We start from the raw sequence: 18,249 nt of genomic DNA, 5'->3' as shown, positions 1-18,249 counted from the left end.
GGAAAAAGGCGTATCGTATCCTGAAAAAGCTGTCCTTACCAATGCGAAAGAACATGATCGCAGTCAGCTTGAAGTCATGGTAGACGATAAAGAATGCATGTACGTCTTTGACCGTGGCTACCTGGATTATGAACGTTTCGATCGCATGACAGATGAGGGCTACTTTTTCCTATCAAGACTGCGTAAAAACGCAGTCATTCGCGAAATAGAAGCGTTCAAACTACCAGAGGATTCCGATGTACTATCGGACCAAATGGTGTTGATTGGCACGACGCAAAATCGTGCTGAAAATAGCTTTCGCTTACTAAAAGTCATCGATTCAAAAGGGAATGAACTCCAACTCATCACCAACCGTTTCGATTTGAGTGCCGAAGAAATCTCAGAGATGTACAAATCACGCTGGGCGATTGAACTATTTTTCAAATGGATCAAGCAACATTTGANATCGTGCTGAAAATAGCTTTCGCTTACTAAAAGTCATCGATTCAAAAGGGAATGAACTCCAACTCATCACCAACCGTTTCGATTTGAGTGCCGAAGAAATCTCAGAGATGTACAAATCACGCTGGGCGATTGAACTATTTTTCAAATGGATCAAGCAACATTTGACTATCAAAAAGTTCTATGGTCAAAGCGAATGGGCGGTGCATAATCAAGTATTCATCGTACTTATCGTGTATTGTTTGCATGTGCTCGCGCAACTTGAAACAATAAGCAAACGCAAAACCCTACAAATTAGCCGGTTATTAAAAGCAGCACTTTGGAAACCGGCACACATCTGGATTCGAAAAATCAAAGGGAAAGTCGTACCTTAACAAAAAATCTGTCTCTGTCGCAAAATGTCTAATTGTAAATAAAAACCAAATGGATGGGCCACCTTTATTGGAGCGGTTACCTTTTTGGCTCTGAACCATGAAAGTAAATAGATTGAATTTTCCGATATTATTTATGCAACACTAGTGATAACGGATATAAAGAAAGATTCAATTTAAAACAAACGAAATGAGTTTGCATGAAAGAAAGCTTAATTGTAAAATCGGAAAGCTTGGTTTAATTGCGAGAGGAATTACGTTTCTGATCATCGGATACTTTATCCTTCGAACAGCCATTAGCGCAGATTCAAATAAAATAGTTGGATTGGATGGAGCACATGGAAAGATTGTAGCTCAACCATTCGGTCAAATCCTTCTTGGAGCCGTAGCCATTGGTCTTTTCTTATATGGAGTCTTTCAAGTTATGCAAGGGAAAAACCGTCATATGAAACTACCTTAAAATGTGAGTTATAGGAGAAAATTAAGGGAGTGTTAAATCAATCTGATTTAGCACTCTTTTTTATGTGCTTCAAGCTGCTCTACATCATGGATAATCAGCTGATAAATGCTTATTAAAAAAAATAAAAAGAAACCGTTGATTTAAAAAAGTAAACATTGTATAATCTTACTTGGCACTGATAATAATTCTCATTATCAGTGCCGATAAAAAAAGGGGGAAATTGCATGTCAGCAATTACATACTTAACAGGAAGAAAAAACATATTTTCTTTCCTTGTGATCATTTTAACCTTTGTTTTGATTTTAACGGGGTGTAGTAGTCAAGAAGCTGAAAAACAACCTAATGAGAACGAAGGGAAAACGGGACAAAAAGAAGAGGGTGTTCGTGAAATAACCCATGCGATGGGGACCACTAAAATTAAGGGCACACCAAAAAGAGTTGTTACATTATATCAAGGTGCTACTGATGTTGCGGTTGCTTTAGGAGTCACACCAGTAGGAGTTGTGGATTCATGGGTTGAACAACCAATGTACAAGTATCTCAGAGACGATCTGGAAGGTGTCAAGCATGTTGGTTTAGAAACACAACCGAACTTAGAAGAAATTGCAAAGCTTAAACCGGATTTAATCATTGCTTCAAAATTACGTCATGAAAAGGTTTACGATAAATTATCACAAATTGCTCCAACCGTAACACATGAAACGGTTTTTAAGTTTAAAGAGACTACTGAATTGATGGGAAAAGCATTAAATAAAGAAGAAAAGGCGAAGGAACTTCTTTCCGATTGGGATAATCGAGTGGCTGATTTCAAAGAAAAAATCTCCGAGAAATTAGGGGATGAATGGCCTGTTGAGGTTTCGGTCATTAACTTCAGAGCGGATCATGCGCGTATTTATATAACGGGCTATGCGGGAGATATTTTAAGTGAGCTTGGCTTTGCACGTCCTGAATTTCAACAAAAAGAAGCGGATAAGGGTACAGTCGTACTTAAATTGACTAGTAAGGAAAGCATTCCAAAAATGAATGCGGATGTATTCTTCATGTTCAATTCGGATGATACAGAAGCTGAAGCAATCGAAAAGACGTTTAAAGAATGGACCAACCATCCGTTATGGAAAGAATTAGATGCTGCTAAAAAAGACCAGACCTATATGGTAGATGATGTCGCTTGGAACATGGGTGGGGGTTATATTTCCGCAAACAACATGCTCGATCAAATTTATGATCATTTTGAATTGGAAAAATAAACTTAGCATATTTAAGAAGCAAAAATAGGGGATTCTATGCCCCTATTTTTGTCATATCACAAAAGAAAAAACACCTAGGTGCTGCAACTAGAAGTCGCATCTATGCAGCTAATTGATTTTACATATAAAATAAACCGTTTTGAAAAGAGTGAGAAAATGACACACCTATTTCCTCGTACCTCACTAAAAATTTGGGGTTTTGTCATCGGCTTAGGCATTTTTGTGATTTCATTCATATCAAGTGTTGTGTTTGGACAGACACCAATCTCGATTCGGACAGCTGTTGAGGCTTTTACCCATTTTGACAAATCCTCGACCGAACATATTATTATTACAACGACAAGAATCTCACGGGCAGTAATCGCTACAGTAATTGGAGCCAGTCTTGCGATAGCAGGCGCATTGATGCAAGCGTTGACAAGGAATCCTATGGCATCTCCAAGTATTTTTGGTATCAATGCCGGCGCCTTATTTTTTGTTGTCTTTTCGTCCGTTTTCCTTTCTGTTACTTCATTAGTCCATTTTATGTGGATCGCTTTTTTGGGAGCAGGTATTGCCGCCGTCATGGTTTTTTTTCTGGGCTCTTTAGGAAGAGATGGTTTGTCCCCGATAAAAATCGTATTAGCTGGTACGGCTATTACAGCTTTCTTTGGCTCATTTACACAAGGACTGTTAGTGCTTAACGAACAAAATTTAGAAGGAATATTATTTTGGTTGGCTGGGTCCGTTTCAGGGAGAACCATAGATATGCTTGAACCGATTTTGCCGTTTATGATCGGCTCAGGTATTATCGCACTTTTGTTAGCGAACCCGATCAATATCTTAACTTCGGGAGATGAGATAGCCAAGGGCTTGGGGCAACGGACCATTTTAATTAAAGTTTTGATTGGACTGGTTATCATTTTTCTGGCTGGAGGTTCCGTAGCTGTTGGAGGCTCCATCGGTTTTATTGGTTTAATCATTCCTCATATTGTTCGATCACTTGTCGGGATCGATTATCGATGGATCATACCCTATAGTGCATTATTAGGTGCAAGTTTATTGTTATTGGCAGACGTAGCAGCAAGATTTATCATTATGCCTGAAGAAATGCCGATTGGTGTCATGACAGCTTTTATCGGTGCCCCATTTTTCATATATCTTGCACGCAGGGGGTTTAAATCGGAATGAAAAAATATCATTCAATACGGAATCGATCCAATACCATTTCCCTTTTGATTGAAAAGAAAGCTGTTATGATATTTTTGGTGTTATTCTGTCTATCAGCATTGCTTTTTATAATGGGATTATCAGTTGGAAGCACGGTGATCAATCCTATAGCAATTATCGAGCATTTACTGGGGATAGGGAATGGTGAGTACACATTTGTAATCAATACGCTTAGACTCCCAAGAATGATTCTTGCTTTGCTCGTAGGAATTGCACTCGGTGTTTCGGGACTTATTTTACAAGGGATTATCCGAAATCCATTAGCTTCTCCTGATATCATTGGTATAACCGGTGGAGCCTCTGTAGCTGCTGTTATGTTTATTACATACTTTTCAGATCTTAGTATTAAGTGGCTTCCATTTGTCGCTATTACAGGCGCTGGGGTTGTTTCGCTCGTAATTTATCTTTTAGCTTGGAAAAAGGGTGTCACTCCGATTCGAATCGTGCTCATTGGAATTGGGATTGCAGCAGTTACGGGTGCTCTTGTGACGATGATGATTGTTCTAAGTCCTACGTATTCTTCAAGTGAAGCTTATATTTGGTTGACGGGAAGTGTTTATGGAGCAAATTGGGAAAATGTTTATGCGATGTTACCATGGGTGCTGATCTTCGTTCCAATTGCACTTCTGTTTTCCCGAACGGTCAATGTACAGGAATTAGGAGATCAAGTGGCTTTAGGTTTGGGATCAAGAGTTCAATTGCATCGCTTTGTTTTGCTTTTCATTAGTGTAGCTTTAGCAGGTTCTGCAGTTGCATTTGCGGGTGGTATTGCTTTCGTAGGTTTAATTGCACCTCACATTGCTAGAAAACTAGTTGGCCGATCCTTTGGAAGTCTTGTCCCAGTTTCAGCTTTGATAGGTGGATTAATTGTGGTTTTGGCAGATGTCGTAGCCCGAACTGCGTTTTTACCGCTTGATCTCCCTGCGGGGGTATTTGTATCTGGAATTGGCGCTCCATTTTTCATTTATCTGTTATATAAAAATCGAAACTTGTAAAGATATAGAGTGGTGCTTATTTCCTCAACCACCTTCTTTATTGATAGGATGGAAGCTTGGCTGCCTAGTTAAGGTGGTTATCAGGCTTCCATTTCTTTTTCCCAAATTTTTTAATCATCAGTGATTGAACGTGAGTGTAAAACACTGAAGCAGTTGAGTTTTCTTTAAGTTATAGTAGTCCTCACTAACTCTTTTCCTAAATAACCTTAGGTAATTTTCCTCATTTATCAATATGAGTATTGACTATGATAATCATTATCAATTAACCTAGATAATGTAACAGTGATATTGAAAATCATTCTCAAGTGCATTAGGCTTGTTATTCGTTGAAAAGGAGTGTTGCGGTATGACCATATTAAGTACGGAGAAAAATTTTCAAACTCAAATGATAAGAGAGAATGATTACCTTAGCTAAATTGAAAAAGCATTCTGTTTTACTTGCGATCTTGATGGGTGCTTTTTCGCTAGTATTGACGAATAGCGCTTTCAATATCGTTGGAGAGCGAATGTTCCGGGAAGCAATCGCGTGTGATGAGACGCTTGGTGATCGAGTCTTCTTGTGCGAAGAAAAAAACTGGTGGGGGTATTTGCCGCAATCGATGGGTCTTTTTGATGATCATCCTCGTCACTTGGCCGCTCAGGTCCGAATTTATCCGGAAGAAATTATGAAAAAGGATTATAAAATCATACCGATGTCTTCTTTAGGTGTTACATTGCATGGGCATCATTTTTTAACCGAACTATTAGATGGAAATCTATCAAATGAAGATGTCATCAGCTTTTATACGGAGTTAGCCGCATCGTTTTATGATATTACAATGAGGTTATTCAAAATCGGGATTGTACCAGAAATACATGGTCAAAATTGCTGTGTTGTACTGAAAAATAAAAAGATCGTCGGATTTTTATTTAGAGATCATGATTCAGTACGTCTCCATCAACCGTATTTAGATAAACATCAAATTAAAGATCCGGAATACCATATTCGACCTGGATATTCAAACAGTTTATACAATGAAACGATTGAAAAATTGATTTACTATGTCCAATCCCTAGGAACTCAAGTGAATCTTGCTGCAATCATGGAATCGTTATCGGAGGTATATGATATTCCAGAAGAAACGTTTTGGCAGATTACTGAAATGAAATTAAGAGAATCGCTTCATACAATCGATATTCCTGAAGCGGATCGTGAAGTACTTTATTATGAATTATTTGAACGTAAAGAGTGGCCGGTCAAATTAATCATTCGACCATTATTAGAATCAGACGGTGTACCTGGCGCCATGCCATCTGGAAAAGGTGTTGGACACAATCCGTTTTTAAGTCTAAGGAGAGTATAAATAATCCTCAATATTGTTACTATTTTAATGATTTTCTCATAATGTAACTCAAAACACGAGTGCAATTCGGAAAATACGGTCGTAACTCAAAACACGAGCGCAATTCGGAAAATACGGTCGTAACTCAAAAAATACGAGCGCAATTCGAAAAATACGGTCGTAACTCAAAAAATACGAGCGCAATTCGGAAAATACGGTCGTAACTCAAAAAATACGAGCGCAATTCGAAAAATACGATCGTAACTCAAAAAATACGAGTGCAACTCAATAAATATGAGCGTAACACAGAAAATTCAAGTCTAATGTCTGAGTCAATGGTGAAGAGTAGGATAGCTGGATCAAGGTATGAGAGAAGGAGGTCTCCATGTTAGTAATTCGTGATAGAATAAAGAAGTATTCCAACGAAGATATTGAGAAATTCAAAGCGATCAGCACGTCGACGATCGGTCACTTTACAGATTTCGGCTTCCTATCAAACTATAACTGTAATATACCTATAAACAACGTATTCGGGGAAGTCGTGACGGTCAAATTATCCAACGGGGATGGTTATCCATTAAATACGGCACTTGAGCAAGCTAAAGAAGGCGACATCCTGGTCATTGATACATCCGGAAATAAAACTCATGCTTGCTGGGGGGAGTTCCGAGCTAGAAAAGCAGAAGAAATCGGATTATCCGCAGTTATAGTTGGTGGAGCGGTAACAGATATTGTATATTTAAAAGAGAGTAGTGTACCAGTATTTTATGAATCGGTCTCCCCGAAAACGACAAGGGTATTAAAACTTGAGGGAGAAATAAACACGCCGGTAAGTGTCGGCGGTGTGGTATTTGAATCCGGTGACTATGTGATCGCTAATCAAGATGGGATTTATAAAGTAAACCATTTGAGTTATAAAAAGTTATTAGATGCGACGATCGAAAAAGAAAAGAAAGAAGAGCTAAGAAGGGCATAGGATTTAAGAATCCAAATTTATATATAAGGATGGTCGTGATGAGTAGTATAAGCATGGAAGAGCTTAAAGCATTCGATATACTTTTGGAGGATGAGAGGCCGATAGAGGTTGCAATATCAGATTTACTGAATGAAGAAAGCTGTTTATCGTTTCTTCAGAAGCAAATGATTGAAATGAAAGCACCTAATTTAGCCGTTGCAGCTTCAATGCTTTCTAAACGATATGCTTATCTCGTCGTATCATCTACTTTATATAATATGGTTAAATTCAACTGTGCCCTTGACCTACCGATTAAAGCGTGTTCATTAAGTAAAGAACGTAAATTATATATTCAATCAGAAATGTGTAAATGGCAGGAAATAAAGAGCATGGAGCGCGGACTATGGCGTGAACATGTACTACGCGACCTTTTCTTATCTCATATTACACCAGTTTTGAACATATTGAAAAAAACGTCCCGTGTTCCGTCATCGATCCTTTGGGAGAATGTGGCTGTTCGGATAAATTCAATTTACCGGAAAACATTAGCGAGAGAACGGGATCCGCTTAAGGTTGAGAGCTTATACAGCGACTTCAACTTCTTGAAAAATACGAGCGGTGAAGTATTTGGATTAAAAGATAATCCGCTGCAACCTTATTTAAAAATTGGAGAAGAGCTACAATTGGATCCAACCCGAAAAACGTGCTGTATGTACTATAAATTAAAAGAAGATGTTGAAGGAATCGGTTATTGCGGTACCTGCCCAATTAAGAGGAAGAGAGGTGTCTAAAAATGGCCTTTCTTCCTTTTGCACATTGAAAAACTTTTCAGTTGAAAGTAAATCGCGATGAGGAAAGTTTAAGTCTTAAGTATTGATCAACAGCATTTGTAGTCTGTCCCTGGCCCCAGTGTTTGGTTTTCGCGATTTAGGGGTATCTTTCTATCACTCACTTTTTTCGTGAGATGGGAAGGGGAACATGGGCATGGATGTTATTGACGACTCCACAAAAATCAAAGCAAAACGTAAAGCAGAGCAAGCGAGTAATGATGTAAAGCCTTGGATTAGAGGATTTGCAAGGTTTGGATATATGTCTATGGGAATGGTTTATATATTAATTGGAATTTTAGCAATGATGGCAGCTGCAGGAGTAGGAGGTAAGACGACGGATACGAGTGGAGCCTTTGCATCTGTTGCTGAAAAGCCATTTGGCGAGGTTTTGTTGTGGGCTGTTGCTGTAGGGTTAATCGGCTATGTAATGTGGCAAGCCATTCAAGTTTTTCTAGACCCGGAGAACAAAGGTACTGACTTTAAAGGGCTTTTCACCCGCTTCTCCTATTTAATAGCTGCAACTATCTATACAGTTATTGCGTTAAAAGCAGCAAAGATTGCGTTGCATGCCGGGAGCACGGGTGGATCTAAACAAACGTGGACTGCAAAGCTTTTAGCCCAACCATTTGGTCAATGGATTATAGGGATTGTGGGTATTATTATCATTGGCTTTGGTTGTTATCAAATCTATAACGGATATAAAGAAAGGTTTATGATTCAATTTAAAACAAACGAAATGAGTTCACATGAAAGAAGGCTTAATTGTAAAATTGGCAAGCTTGGATTAATTGCGAGAGGAATTACGTTTCTGATCATCGGATACTTTATCCTTCGAACAGCCATTAGTGCCGATTCAAATAAAATAGTTGGATTGGACGGAGCACTTGGAAAGATTGCAGCTCAACCATTCGGTCAAATCCTTCTTGGAGCCGTAGCAATTGGCCTTTTCTTATATGGAGTCTTTCAAGTTATGCAGGGGAAAAACCGTCATATGAAATTACCTTAAACTGTATGTTCTACCAGTGAATTAGTTGGAGTGCTGAATCGATTTGATTTAGCACTCTTTTTTCATGTTCAATAAATCCCATAAAATATCAATCGGTTACAAAAGCAACCGTATAAAACTGCTTATTTTGCTAAAAATAACCTACAATACGATCTCTTTAGCCCGTTTTATTTTCGATCAGTTTTGGACATTCGGATTCGCCATTGAACCTTACATAAACAGGGGGAACATTTCATGAATACAGCAAATTATTTAACAATTATAAGCTTTGTGGCAGTCGCTTTAATTTTAGTCATCATAGTAGCGATAATCGGTTATTTATATATGGTCGATCGTACCCAAAAGGAACACCCAGTCCTACGAAATTACCCGATGATTGGAAGAGTGAGGTACTTCCTCGAAAGTATTGGACCAGAATTACGTCAATACCTGTTCAATAATAATAACGAAGGCAAACCATTTTCCCGTAACGATTACGAACATATTGTCAGGAGCGCAAAGTACAAGCGTGATGTTATTGGATATGGTTCACAACGTGATTTTGAGGAAAAAGGGTTTTACGTTAGAAATTCAATGTTTCCAAAAATAACTGAGGAATTAAAAATGGATCAGGATACAAAAGTATTGACGAATCGCTATATTTTGTTGAAAGAACCCCTATTTACACCGCGTGAAGAGAAATGGGAGGAACATCAATCATCCGCTTATTTACTACATGATGAAGATGCTGTTGTGATCGGAGAAAACACTAAACAGCCTTTTAGATTGAAAGGTCTTGTCGGAATGTCTGCTATGAGCTACGGATCACTTGGAAATCATGCGATTACGGCGTTATCTGAAGGCCTTGGAATTGCGAAAGGAACATGGATGAATACAGGCGAAGGTGGGATTGCGCCTTATCATTTAAAAAGTGATGTAGACATTATTATGCAGATTGGGCCAGGGCTATTTGGTGTGAGGGATACAGAAGGAAACTTCGATTGGGACGAATTGAAAGCGAAAAGTGAAATTCCTCAAGTAAAGGCGTTTGAAATAAAATTGGCCCAGGGTGCAAAAACGCGCGGCGGCCATATTGATGCGGAAAAAGTAACAAAGGAAATCGCTGAAATCAGAAAGGTTGAACCATACAAATCAATCGATAGCCCAAACCGTTTCAGAGAGTTTGGTGATTTTGCTTCCTTGTTTGATTTTATTGAACGTATCCGAGAACATACCGGAAAGCCAGTTGGAATGAAGATCGTTATCGGAAGCAGTGATGAAGCAGAGGAATTAGCGCATTATATGAAAGAAAGTGGAAAAGGGCCGGACTTCATAACGGTTGACGGGGGTGAGGGAGGAACAGGAGCTTCTTATCAAGAATTGGCTGACAGTGTCGGTTTACCGATCAAAGCAGCTCTCCCATTGGTTGATTCTGCTCTTCGCCGGTATGGTGTCCGTGAGCGGGTTAAGCTTATCGCTTCAGGAAAACTGTTCTCCCCAGATCGTGTTGCGATAGCCTTAGCTATGGGTGCTGATCTTGTAAACATAGCTCGTGCATTCATGATAACTGTTGGATGTATCCAAGCTTTGCAATGTCACTCGAATTCCTGCCCTGTAGGTGTCGCAACATCTGACCCACATTTGCAAAATGGGCTGGTGATCGAGGAAAAGAAGTATCGGGTAGCGAATTACTTAATCACATTACGAAAAGGGCTATTCCGAATTTCTGCAGCAGCAGGACTTGATTCACCTATACACTTTGAACGAAAGCATGTCGTTTTTAAAGATGAAAAAGGTTCTGTTATGCCACTAGATGATATTTACAAATCCATTATTCAAAAAGCGAATGAAGAATCGACAGGGAACTGAAATAAGATCAAGCTAGTAAAGAGCCCCCAAACACATACTTCTAAAAAAATCAGGTTTAAACGTCGAATCATACGTGGAATTGTATAGTAACAAGATACAGACAGTCTTCAAAGGGCTGTCTTTTTTCTAACTTTCTAACCAACCTAGTTTTCTTTATCATATCTAAAAAGGGCGCTTCCGCTTTTCCTATAAGCAGTTAAGGTGGATTACCTAAAAAAGGAGGGTGGGGATTGTTCGGGTTTACTGATCTTTGGAAGTTCTTCGTTGGGTTTTTCCTCATTTTTCCAATAGTATCGATTGTACATCAGGCAGGGCATGTGTTTTTTGCAAGATTGTTTGGAGCGAAAATTAAATTCACCCTTGGAGTGGGAAAAAAACTATTCCAATATAAAGCGTTTGAAATCCGTAAAATTTATTTCCTCGATGCTTGGTGCCATTATGAGAATGTTGCAAATCGGGGCAAGTGGGTGCATGTTTTAATTTACTCAGGCGGCACTCTTTTTAATGCGGTGACAGTATTAATCGTCAACTATTTGATCCTGAAAGGCGTACTAACAAGCTCCTTATTCTTTTATCAGTTTGTTTATTTTTCTGTATACTTTATCTTCTTTGCTCTATTTCCAGTAGAATATCGAAAGGACCATCCAAGTGACGGACTCGCTATCTTTTATGTTTTAAAGTACGGGAAAGCTTATGACCCAATAGATTAGCATTCAGTATTTAAGGGAACGTGTAAAGAAACGAGTAAAAGGAGCTATGACAATGGTCCATTTCATTATAGATATTCTTAAAGACTTCGGTATGTGGGGATTGTTTACAAGTATGGCGATTGAGGCTTCCTCACTACCATTTCCAGGCGTACTTGTTAGTTTATTGTATGGGTATTTGTTAGATCCGTCTTGGATAGAATTAATTACTTTATCCTTATCTGCAAGCTTTATATACACGGTTTTCAGTTTCATACCCTATCTAATCGGTTATAAACTTGAGGATAAGTTAAAAGAAAAGTTAAATCGCAATAAGGTAGAAAAGGCACAAAAATGGTTTCAAAAGTTCGGAAGTTGGACGATTGCGGTAGCTCGACCATTCGGGATTGGCAATTATGTCTCTTATGCAGCTGGAGTAAGCCAGGTAAAGGTGCTAACTTTCGGGGCATTAACGTTTATCGGTATTTTCCCATTGACTTTCGTTATGCTTTGGTTAGGCAGAAGTGGTAATGTGAAATCCGTACATCAATTTATGAGTAATTCCCAGACATTCCTGCTAATTGCACTTGTGTTGGGCATTCTTGGTTATGTTGGTCTTAAAATCAGAAAAAGAAAGCTGAACAAAAGCGCGAAGTATAAAGAGGTGGAGCAGCATGGTTAATTTTTCAAATTGGAATAAATTTAAAAATAACCATTCATTAGCTCGATGCACCATCACTCAATTCCCATCATAAATTAATGATGAAGGGGAAGGGGGTGTCACAATGCAGGGGATTCTCACTTACTTCGCTGCATTAATCGCTGGGTTCTTTTTGCTAGAAGTTTCACTTGAAGGCACATTTCTTGATAGCTTCGGACCTGCTCTAAATATTATCGGCATTCTAACTGTGCTTGTCTTTGCAGCTGTTCTTATTTATCATGGACTGCGATTACTCATCGGGAAGAAGGTTTAGTACAACGTAATATCATTGAACTGAAGAAGAGGGCTGGCTCATGATTAGAGTCAGCCCTGAATCTTTTCCAAGGAGGGAAGAAAGTATAAAATTTTGCTGCATGGATGGGATGTCTAGCTCCAGCGCCCAGTTGCGCAGATCGTCACTTCGATTCTTCCACAAACACAAAAAGCGTGTTATGTTGCAGAATCTCCAGCGCTTGCACTCTCAAGCACAAGTACAACTAAGCAATCATCTTCGCATACGCTCGACGCTGACTAAGTTTTCTTTGTCACACCTAAACAGGGCGCTTGCGCTTTTCTTATCTAAAAGATATAGGCAACCATAGTGGCGAGTGTTGCGATAAGTCCAACGAGGATATAAGCGGGTGCAAGGAAAAGCTTTAAAACCTGCTTTTGTGCACTGAACATCCCATCTTCTTCTGGTGAAAGCGCAACTAACAGTGGTTTGGAGGTAACGATTGACCAGATTGAATCCAGCCACTTTTTCATAATCAAAAGGAATAAGACATACATAAGCCACTTCATCCAAATCGGTGGTAGTATTATAATAGCAGTAACCGATACACCAATAATTTGAAGATAGCTGAAAATTTGAGAGCTATTACGGAAGAAGGCTTTGATAAACAGTTCAACAAGTCCGTTTTTAACCGTTCGTGATTCAAAGATCCGATTAGAATTTCGAAATAACCAAGGTCTTTTTCTGGAGATAGGCATGGATTTAGGTACGAATTCTGAAGACATTAGGATAAATTGAACATATTTAAGCTTTTGGCGCCTATTATTTTCGATATCAAGAAGTGTATTCGAGGGATTTCAACGAAAATAAAGAATTAATAGGATGGACAATTTTAGATTAGAAATTATTGGAGGAGTAAGATGTTAAATCAACCACAGTTAAAAGATATCGAGGAACTACAACGAGTATGTGAGGCAGAAGATCAAATCCAGTTAAAATTGAACTGGGAGATGCTTCGAAGTCGGGATGAAAATGAAAAGAATGACTTTTTATATTATGAGAATGGGATGCTAGTTGCATTTGTAGGGCTTTATGGCTTTGGGAATAAGGTTGAATTGTGCGGCATGGTACGGCCTGATTTCCGTAGAAGAGGGATCTTTACGAATCTATTTAATGAAGCGTTACAAGGTATCCGACAGCAAAATTATAAGGAGATCTTATTGAATGCCCCCTCTAATTCGAAATCTGCTAAAGAATTTTTGAAACGTATTTCTTGTGAATATTCGATTTCGGAATATCAGATGAAGTGGTCAGAGATGGATCTAGTTGTAGAGGAAAGTGTTACGATTCGACCTACTCTACCTGAGGATCTGGAAGCTGAAATTCAATTAGATGTCCGTTGTTTCGGCTTTGAGGAAATGAGCGCTAGCGAATATAACACTCGGATAACTCGGGACCGTACACAAAAGCGTTATATGATCGAGACCGAGGGAAATACAGTCGGCAAGATACGAGTTAGTCACATGGATGAAGAGGCATGGATTTATGGATTTGCCATTTTTCCGGAATGCCAAGGGAAAGGAATTGGAAGGAAAGCCTTAATGAAAATCATAATGAAAGAACATCAAGTAGGATATCCGATCTTTCTCGAGGTTGAAGCGAAAAATGCTCATGCTCTGGGACTATATGAATCTTGCGGCTTCAAGTCTTTCCATACACAGGATTATTATATATTTATTGGTTGATAGAGGAGGGGTTTTTAAGAAAAAAGAAAATGATGCTTTACATACGAACGTTTGTTCCTTATACTAGATTTATAGCGACCTCCGCTAAATCTGCTGAACACTTTGTTCTATATCTTAGGGGATGGCTCTGAATTGGGTCATTCCCGCCCTTTTTTTAAAGAAAACTCGGTTAGCACCAAGCCTTAGCGCTGGTCATCGCCATAGTTGCACTTATACTTTCTTAACGTAGAATAAAAAACGATGCTCCTAAAGGAACATCGTCAAACACTTACTTTATCATGTCATGGTCTACATAACGCTCACCATTTATTTCACTTACAATGTTAATCGCGACCTTCGCACCGTCACCAGCAGTTACAATTGTATGCATACTAACACCAGCTACTGTACCTGCAGCCCAAATGCCTTCTTTGTTCGTTTTTCCTTGTTCATCCACTTTGATAATGTTTTTAATCCGTGGCTCGGTTCCTGGAATTACTTCAACTCCGATATGTTGAGCCACATTCACTAACATTCCAGTTGCTAGAAGGACATGTTGTGCATCATATGATTCACCATCCTCAGTTGAAACAGTATGCTTTCCATCCACACTTTGAACATCTGAGACAGACTTTTCCACCCATTCTGTTCCGAATTTCTCTGCTTGTTTCTTTCCTATTTCAACTAAATCAGGTCCTGAAATTGCATCTGCACCATAGTGGTTGTCAAGCCATGCGCGTTTTGTGACACTTTTCCCATTATCGATCAGTAGCGTCTTTTTACCTGCTTTACTTGTAAAGAGGGCAGCACTGCCACCAGCTGGGCCACCGCCAATTACTATAACATCATACATTACTTTCCCTCCCAAATAGATTAGATGTAAACACTTTTATGGTAATTACTACTAATCCCTATGTAAAGAAATATGCCTAAACATTTTAAAAATTTCCAGAAGAACGTTAATTAGCCCATTTTTCATATAAAAATTGGGAAATATGTGGAAAATTCACCTGTAATAACACCTGTAATTACAAGCTATTTTCCCAATATGAATATAAAGGGTTTTTATGAAGAAATATCTAATCTATTATATTAAAGCGCGCGCTAAATTTTTTAGGATATTCATTAGGGAGGAACTTAATTTGAAATTGAAAAAAGCAGTATTGACACTGTCTCTAGGTCTTTCTTTAACTCTTGTCCCGTCGTTATCTTATGCTCAAGACACTAGTCCTAAACAAGCTCCACAAATTGAAATACTACCAAAAGCAGATAAGAAGTTTATCAAAAAGAATTCTAAACCTGCAGTAGTCGAGGCTGACACAACTGCAAAGATTCTGAATGAAAATGGAAAAGTTATTGGGAAAAAGTCATTTAAAAGTAATAAAAAATCCGTTAATACTGAAATGAAATCATTGGCTGCAACTCGGACTGTTACAGTTCTAGCAGTTGCAGATGAAGAATATCGAGCAAAATATAGTGACTGGCAATCTCGTATACAAAACATAATCGAACGTGCTGACAATGCGTTTAATCGCGACCATGCCATTGATTTTCAAGTCAAAGCTATCGCACAATGGAGCTCCCAAGGTGGAAGCAGCTCTCAAATCCTACAGGATGTTGGTAGAGATTTCGATGGTTACGGGTATGATTTCGTAGCTGGATTCACAGGTGATCGAAATTTCACTGCGGGAGGAATTGCTTACGTTTATAATTCGGCTCCAAGTGGAAGCGCTTTAAGTGTTAACCTTGACCAAGGATCAGCTACATCATCTGCAGCTCAGCACGAGTTTTCACATAACTTTGGTTTGCCCCATGATGCACAGGGGAGCGGTATTCGTTGTATCATGAATTATGACTACTCTTATAGTGTCGATTATTGGGATGCCGAACATGACGCTGAAATCGAACAACATGAATATTGGTACGGAAACTAGATAGAAAGAAGGGTCTAGTAGATTACTATTACGAAGAACCACAGTTATAAATGGAAAAAACGCTTGGGCTGATGTGGTCCAAGCGTTTTTAACACGTTAAGAAAGTATAAAAATACTTTCTATAGTATAAGCGCAACTACGGCGATCACCTGCGCTAAGGCTTGGTGCTAGCCAAGTTTTCTTTACACGTAAAGAAGTATAAAAGTTTGCGGCATGGATGTAATGTCCAGCTTCAGCGCCCAACCACTTGGATCACTTCAGGCCTCCTGCGGCGGCAACACACTGAAGTACTCCATGTATATTCCCACGCAGGGCCGAACTTGTTTGGGCCGAGCCTCCTCTTCGGTCTTCCAGTGACCTTCGTGGCTAAGCAGGGCGCTTNACTGAAGTACTCCATGTATATTCCCACGCAGGGCCGAACTTGTTTGGGCCGAGCCTCCTCTTCGGTCTTCCAGTGACCTTCGTGGCTAAGCAGGGCGCTTGCGCTTTTCTTACACGTTAAGAAAGTATAAAAATACTTTCTATAGTATAAGTGCAACTAAGGCGATCACCTGCGCTAAGGCTTGGTGCTAGCCAAGTTTTCTTTATAACGACTATACTTTTAATTCAATTAATGGTACACATCATCCTGCCGGTTGTCTTCATCCACTATATCGTCTACCTTTTCCATCGCCTGGTTCGCCATTGCCTTTCCAATCATTACTTGGTCTGTATCGATCGTTTCCAATGATGACAGCGTGCTGAATTGAAGCTTTTCTGCATATGGTGCTGGTCGATTCATCATATAAGCCGAGGTGACTTCACAATAGATCTCCCGTGCTTTTTCAGCATTTAGTTTACCTTTCACAATATCATTCATTAGATTTAAAGAAAGAATATTGGCGGCCTCCATATCACACCGCGATGACACTTCACCCTTTGTTCTTTCAACAATAACGCTACCGTCAAACTTGGCAAGTTCACTGAACAGATCAATCGGAACCTTATAGTCGATAAATTGCTCGATTACATCAGAGTGAGGTTGCGGAAAGTCATGAGGTATTTCATCACGATAGACAATCGTTCGTTTCCACGGCCCATTGTTATACCAAATTAATCTGCTTGGTATCGCTTCATTAGGAGGACCGTATTGTTCAGTTGTTGTATTTGCTACTTTCTTTGACATAGCTGGCCATTCATTAATAATTGCCTGGACTGTCTCCGCATTTTCAACAGTTGGGGTTGCTTTTTCACCACCATTACCCATCATCTGTACTTTCATATCGCTCCCCATCGCGATAGCAGCTGTCTTCCATCTTTCTTCAGGTTCCATCATAAAACCTCCATTTTTGTCTATATTTTTTCGTTTATGATTACATTTCCTTTAATTGTTATAAATAATACCTTTTATTTTTAACCTGAGATAAATTTAAGCCCGACCGCTGATCCGAGCACCATAATAATAAACAGTATTCGCTTCCAATCTTTTTCTTCACCAAATAAAATCATTCCAAGAATAGCTCCACCCGATGCGCCGATTCCTGTCCAGATTGCGTATGCTGTCCCCATCGGTAATTTCTCCATTGCTAAAGCAAGAAAAAGAAAGCTTGCCCCGAATCCAACCAGCATGTATAAGAATGATTGGAGATTCTTATGTGTATGGAGGCGATTGATCATTACAACTCCTATCATTTCAAAAATTCCAGCTAAAACAAGATAAATCCAGCTCATTTTTATTTTGCTCCTTCTGTTTCTTTTTCTTTAGTAACTAGCTTTAGACCGACGACGCCTCCGAGTAATACAAGAATGAGAAGCAGTTTTGTGATTTTAAACGGCTCATCGAAAAAGAGAATTTCAGCAGTTACAGTTCCGAATGTACCAAGTCCAACAAACACAGCATAAACCGTACCAATCGGGAGGAAGCGTCCAGCCATAACCATGAGATAAAAGCTAATAAAAATACATACGATTGTACCCGACCATGTCCAAAAGTCATCGGCATGTTTTAGACCAATTACCCAAAAGACTTCAAAAAAAGCAGCAATAAAAACTTTTAGCCATTCTTTGTTCATAAAACCCACTCCTTACAATAGTTGTTAGTATTACCGAATTGAATGAAAAAAAAGCCTAGAGATTGTATCGAATCTCCTAGGCTTTTGTCCCTCCGTGTGCACAGTGAATCACTGTGTGTTTTCTCTCGGACCAGACCAGCAGTACTACTTAAAGCTGCGGAACCCTAGAAAACAATTTAATACTATTCGATTTTCCGCCTTCATTATGGCACAAAAATGCTTTAACGACAAGCTCCTC

The 18,249-nt window shown here is 39.1% G+C and carries 19 protein-coding genes, 3 pseudogenes and 1 riboswitch; of the genes and pseudogenes, 17 read left to right on the top strand and 5 right to left on the bottom strand.

Annotation, left to right across the window (positions count from 1 at the left end; all coding sequences use genetic code 11):
• From NON16_RS09295 to NON16_RS09230, 15 genes and pseudogenes are all read left to right on the top strand, one after another.
• A pseudogene (locus NON16_RS09295) lies at positions 1-442 on the top strand (IS4 family transposase); the annotation flags it as partial.
• Between the two features lie 67 nt (positions 443-509).
• Positions 510-609 (top strand): annotated as a pseudogene (locus NON16_RS25840) (transposase); the annotation flags it as partial.
• Positions 609-815, top strand: a pseudogene (locus NON16_RS25630) (IS4 family transposase); the annotation flags it as partial. The pseudogenes NON16_RS25840 and NON16_RS25630, both read left to right, overlap by 1 nt.
• Positions 816-1,008: 193 nt before the next feature.
• On the top strand, positions 1,009-1,272 hold the full coding sequence (locus tag NON16_RS09285) for a DUF1206 domain-containing protein (RefSeq protein WP_257348637.1): 264 nt from the start codon (positions 1,009-1,011) through the stop codon (positions 1,270-1,272).
• A gap of 224 nt (positions 1,273-1,496) precedes the next feature.
• Positions 1,497-2,519, top strand: coding sequence for an ABC transporter substrate-binding protein (locus NON16_RS09280; protein WP_257348635.1), 1,023 nt, complete (start codon positions 1,497-1,499; stop codon positions 2,517-2,519).
• A gap of 156 nt (positions 2,520-2,675) precedes the next feature.
• Complete coding sequence (locus tag NON16_RS09275) at positions 2,676-3,689, top strand: FecCD family ABC transporter permease (RefSeq protein ID WP_257348841.1); 1,014 nt, start codon at positions 2,676-2,678, stop codon at positions 3,687-3,689.
• The gene (locus tag NON16_RS09270) at positions 3,686-4,723 is read left to right on the top strand and encodes a FecCD family ABC transporter permease (RefSeq protein ID WP_257348633.1); all 1,038 of its coding nucleotides are present in this window, start codon (positions 3,686-3,688) and stop codon (positions 4,721-4,723) included. Before NON16_RS09275 ends, NON16_RS09270 begins: the two co-directional genes overlap by 4 nt.
• A gap of 398 nt (positions 4,724-5,121) precedes the next feature.
• Entirely contained in the window at positions 5,122-6,066 is a 945-nt protein-coding gene (locus NON16_RS09265) for an IucA/IucC family C-terminal-domain containing protein (RefSeq protein WP_257348632.1), read from the top strand.
• 364 nt (positions 6,067-6,430) lie between these two features.
• Positions 6,431-7,021: an RraA family protein gene (locus NON16_RS09260; RefSeq protein WP_257348618.1), complete on the top strand. Its 591-nt coding sequence runs from the start codon at positions 6,431-6,433 to the stop codon at positions 7,019-7,021.
• Between the two features lie 38 nt (positions 7,022-7,059).
• Complete coding sequence (locus NON16_RS09255; protein WP_257348616.1) at positions 7,060-7,791, top strand: IucA/IucC family C-terminal-domain containing protein; 732 nt, start codon at positions 7,060-7,062, stop codon at positions 7,789-7,791.
• 193 nt (positions 7,792-7,984) lie between these two features.
• Positions 7,985-8,836 carry a DUF1206 domain-containing protein gene (locus tag NON16_RS09250; protein ID WP_257348614.1) on the top strand — a complete coding sequence of 284 codons (852 nt, stop codon included), beginning with the start codon at positions 7,985-7,987 and terminating at the stop codon, positions 8,834-8,836.
• Between the two features lie 234 nt (positions 8,837-9,070).
• Entirely contained in the window at positions 9,071-10,684 is a 1,614-nt protein-coding gene (locus NON16_RS09245) for an FMN-binding glutamate synthase family protein (protein WP_257348612.1), read from the top strand.
• A gap of 230 nt (positions 10,685-10,914) precedes the next feature.
• Positions 10,915-11,394, top strand: a complete 480-nt coding sequence (locus NON16_RS09240) for a hypothetical protein (RefSeq protein ID WP_257348611.1) — start codon at positions 10,915-10,917, stop codon at positions 11,392-11,394.
• A gap of 52 nt (positions 11,395-11,446) precedes the next feature.
• Positions 11,447-12,052 carry a DedA family protein gene (locus NON16_RS09235; RefSeq protein ID WP_257348609.1) on the top strand — a complete coding sequence of 202 codons (606 nt, stop codon included), beginning with the start codon at positions 11,447-11,449 and terminating at the stop codon, positions 12,050-12,052.
• Between the two features lie 103 nt (positions 12,053-12,155).
• Positions 12,156-12,344, top strand: coding sequence for a hypothetical protein (locus NON16_RS09230; protein ID WP_257348608.1), 189 nt, complete (start codon positions 12,156-12,158; stop codon positions 12,342-12,344).
• A 305-nt stretch (positions 12,345-12,649) separates the two neighbouring features.
• Here NON16_RS09230 and NON16_RS09225 read toward each other — a convergent pair whose 3' ends face one another.
• A complete protein-coding gene (locus NON16_RS09225) occupies positions 12,650-13,135 on the bottom strand; it encodes an ABC transporter permease (protein WP_257348840.1) in 486 nt (161 codons plus the stop codon).
• A gap of 87 nt (positions 13,136-13,222) precedes the next feature.
• Here NON16_RS09225 and NON16_RS09220 point away from each other — a divergent pair, with 87 nt between their 5' ends.
• Entirely contained in the window at positions 13,223-14,047 is an 825-nt protein-coding gene (locus NON16_RS09220; protein ID WP_257348607.1) for a GNAT family N-acetyltransferase, read from the top strand.
• A 268-nt stretch (positions 14,048-14,315) separates the two neighbouring features.
• Here NON16_RS09220 and NON16_RS09215 read toward each other — a convergent pair whose 3' ends face one another.
• Entirely contained in the window at positions 14,316-14,879 is a 564-nt protein-coding gene (locus tag NON16_RS09215; RefSeq protein WP_257348606.1) for an FAD-dependent oxidoreductase, read from the bottom strand.
• Positions 14,880-15,174: 295 nt separating this feature from the next.
• Here NON16_RS09215 and NON16_RS09210 point away from each other — a divergent pair, with 295 nt between their 5' ends.
• Positions 15,175-15,960, top strand: a complete 786-nt coding sequence (locus NON16_RS09210) for a zinc-dependent metalloprotease (protein ID WP_257348839.1) — start codon at positions 15,175-15,177, stop codon at positions 15,958-15,960.
• Positions 15,961-16,570: 610 nt separating this feature from the next.
• Here NON16_RS09210 and NON16_RS09205 read toward each other — a convergent pair.
• From NON16_RS09205 to NON16_RS09195, 3 genes are all read right to left on the bottom strand, one after another.
• Entirely contained in the window at positions 16,571-17,272 is a 702-nt protein-coding gene (locus tag NON16_RS09205) for a hypothetical protein (protein WP_257348605.1), read from the bottom strand.
• Positions 17,273-17,352: 80 nt separating this feature from the next.
• Positions 17,353-17,670 (bottom strand): DMT family transporter, encoded by a 318-nt coding sequence (locus tag NON16_RS09200; RefSeq protein WP_257348603.1) that lies wholly within the window; start codon positions 17,668-17,670, stop codon positions 17,353-17,355.
• Positions 17,671-17,672: 2 nt separating this feature from the next.
• Positions 17,673-18,011 carry a DMT family transporter gene (locus NON16_RS09195; protein ID WP_257348601.1) on the bottom strand — a complete coding sequence of 113 codons (339 nt, stop codon included), beginning with the start codon at positions 18,009-18,011 and terminating at the stop codon, positions 17,673-17,675.
• 71 nt (positions 18,012-18,082) lie between these two features.
• Positions 18,083-18,190, bottom strand: a riboswitch (guanidine-I (ykkC/yxkD leader).
• Positions 18,191-18,249 lie beyond the last annotated feature (59 nt).

Source organism: Pseudalkalibacillus decolorationis (genome assembly GCF_024609785.1).
Lineage (GTDB): Bacteria > Bacillota > Bacilli > Bacillales > Fictibacillaceae > Pseudalkalibacillus > Pseudalkalibacillus decolorationis.
The sequence above is the reverse complement of the archived record's forward strand: the minus strand, read 5'-3'. Positions and strand labels throughout refer to the sequence as shown.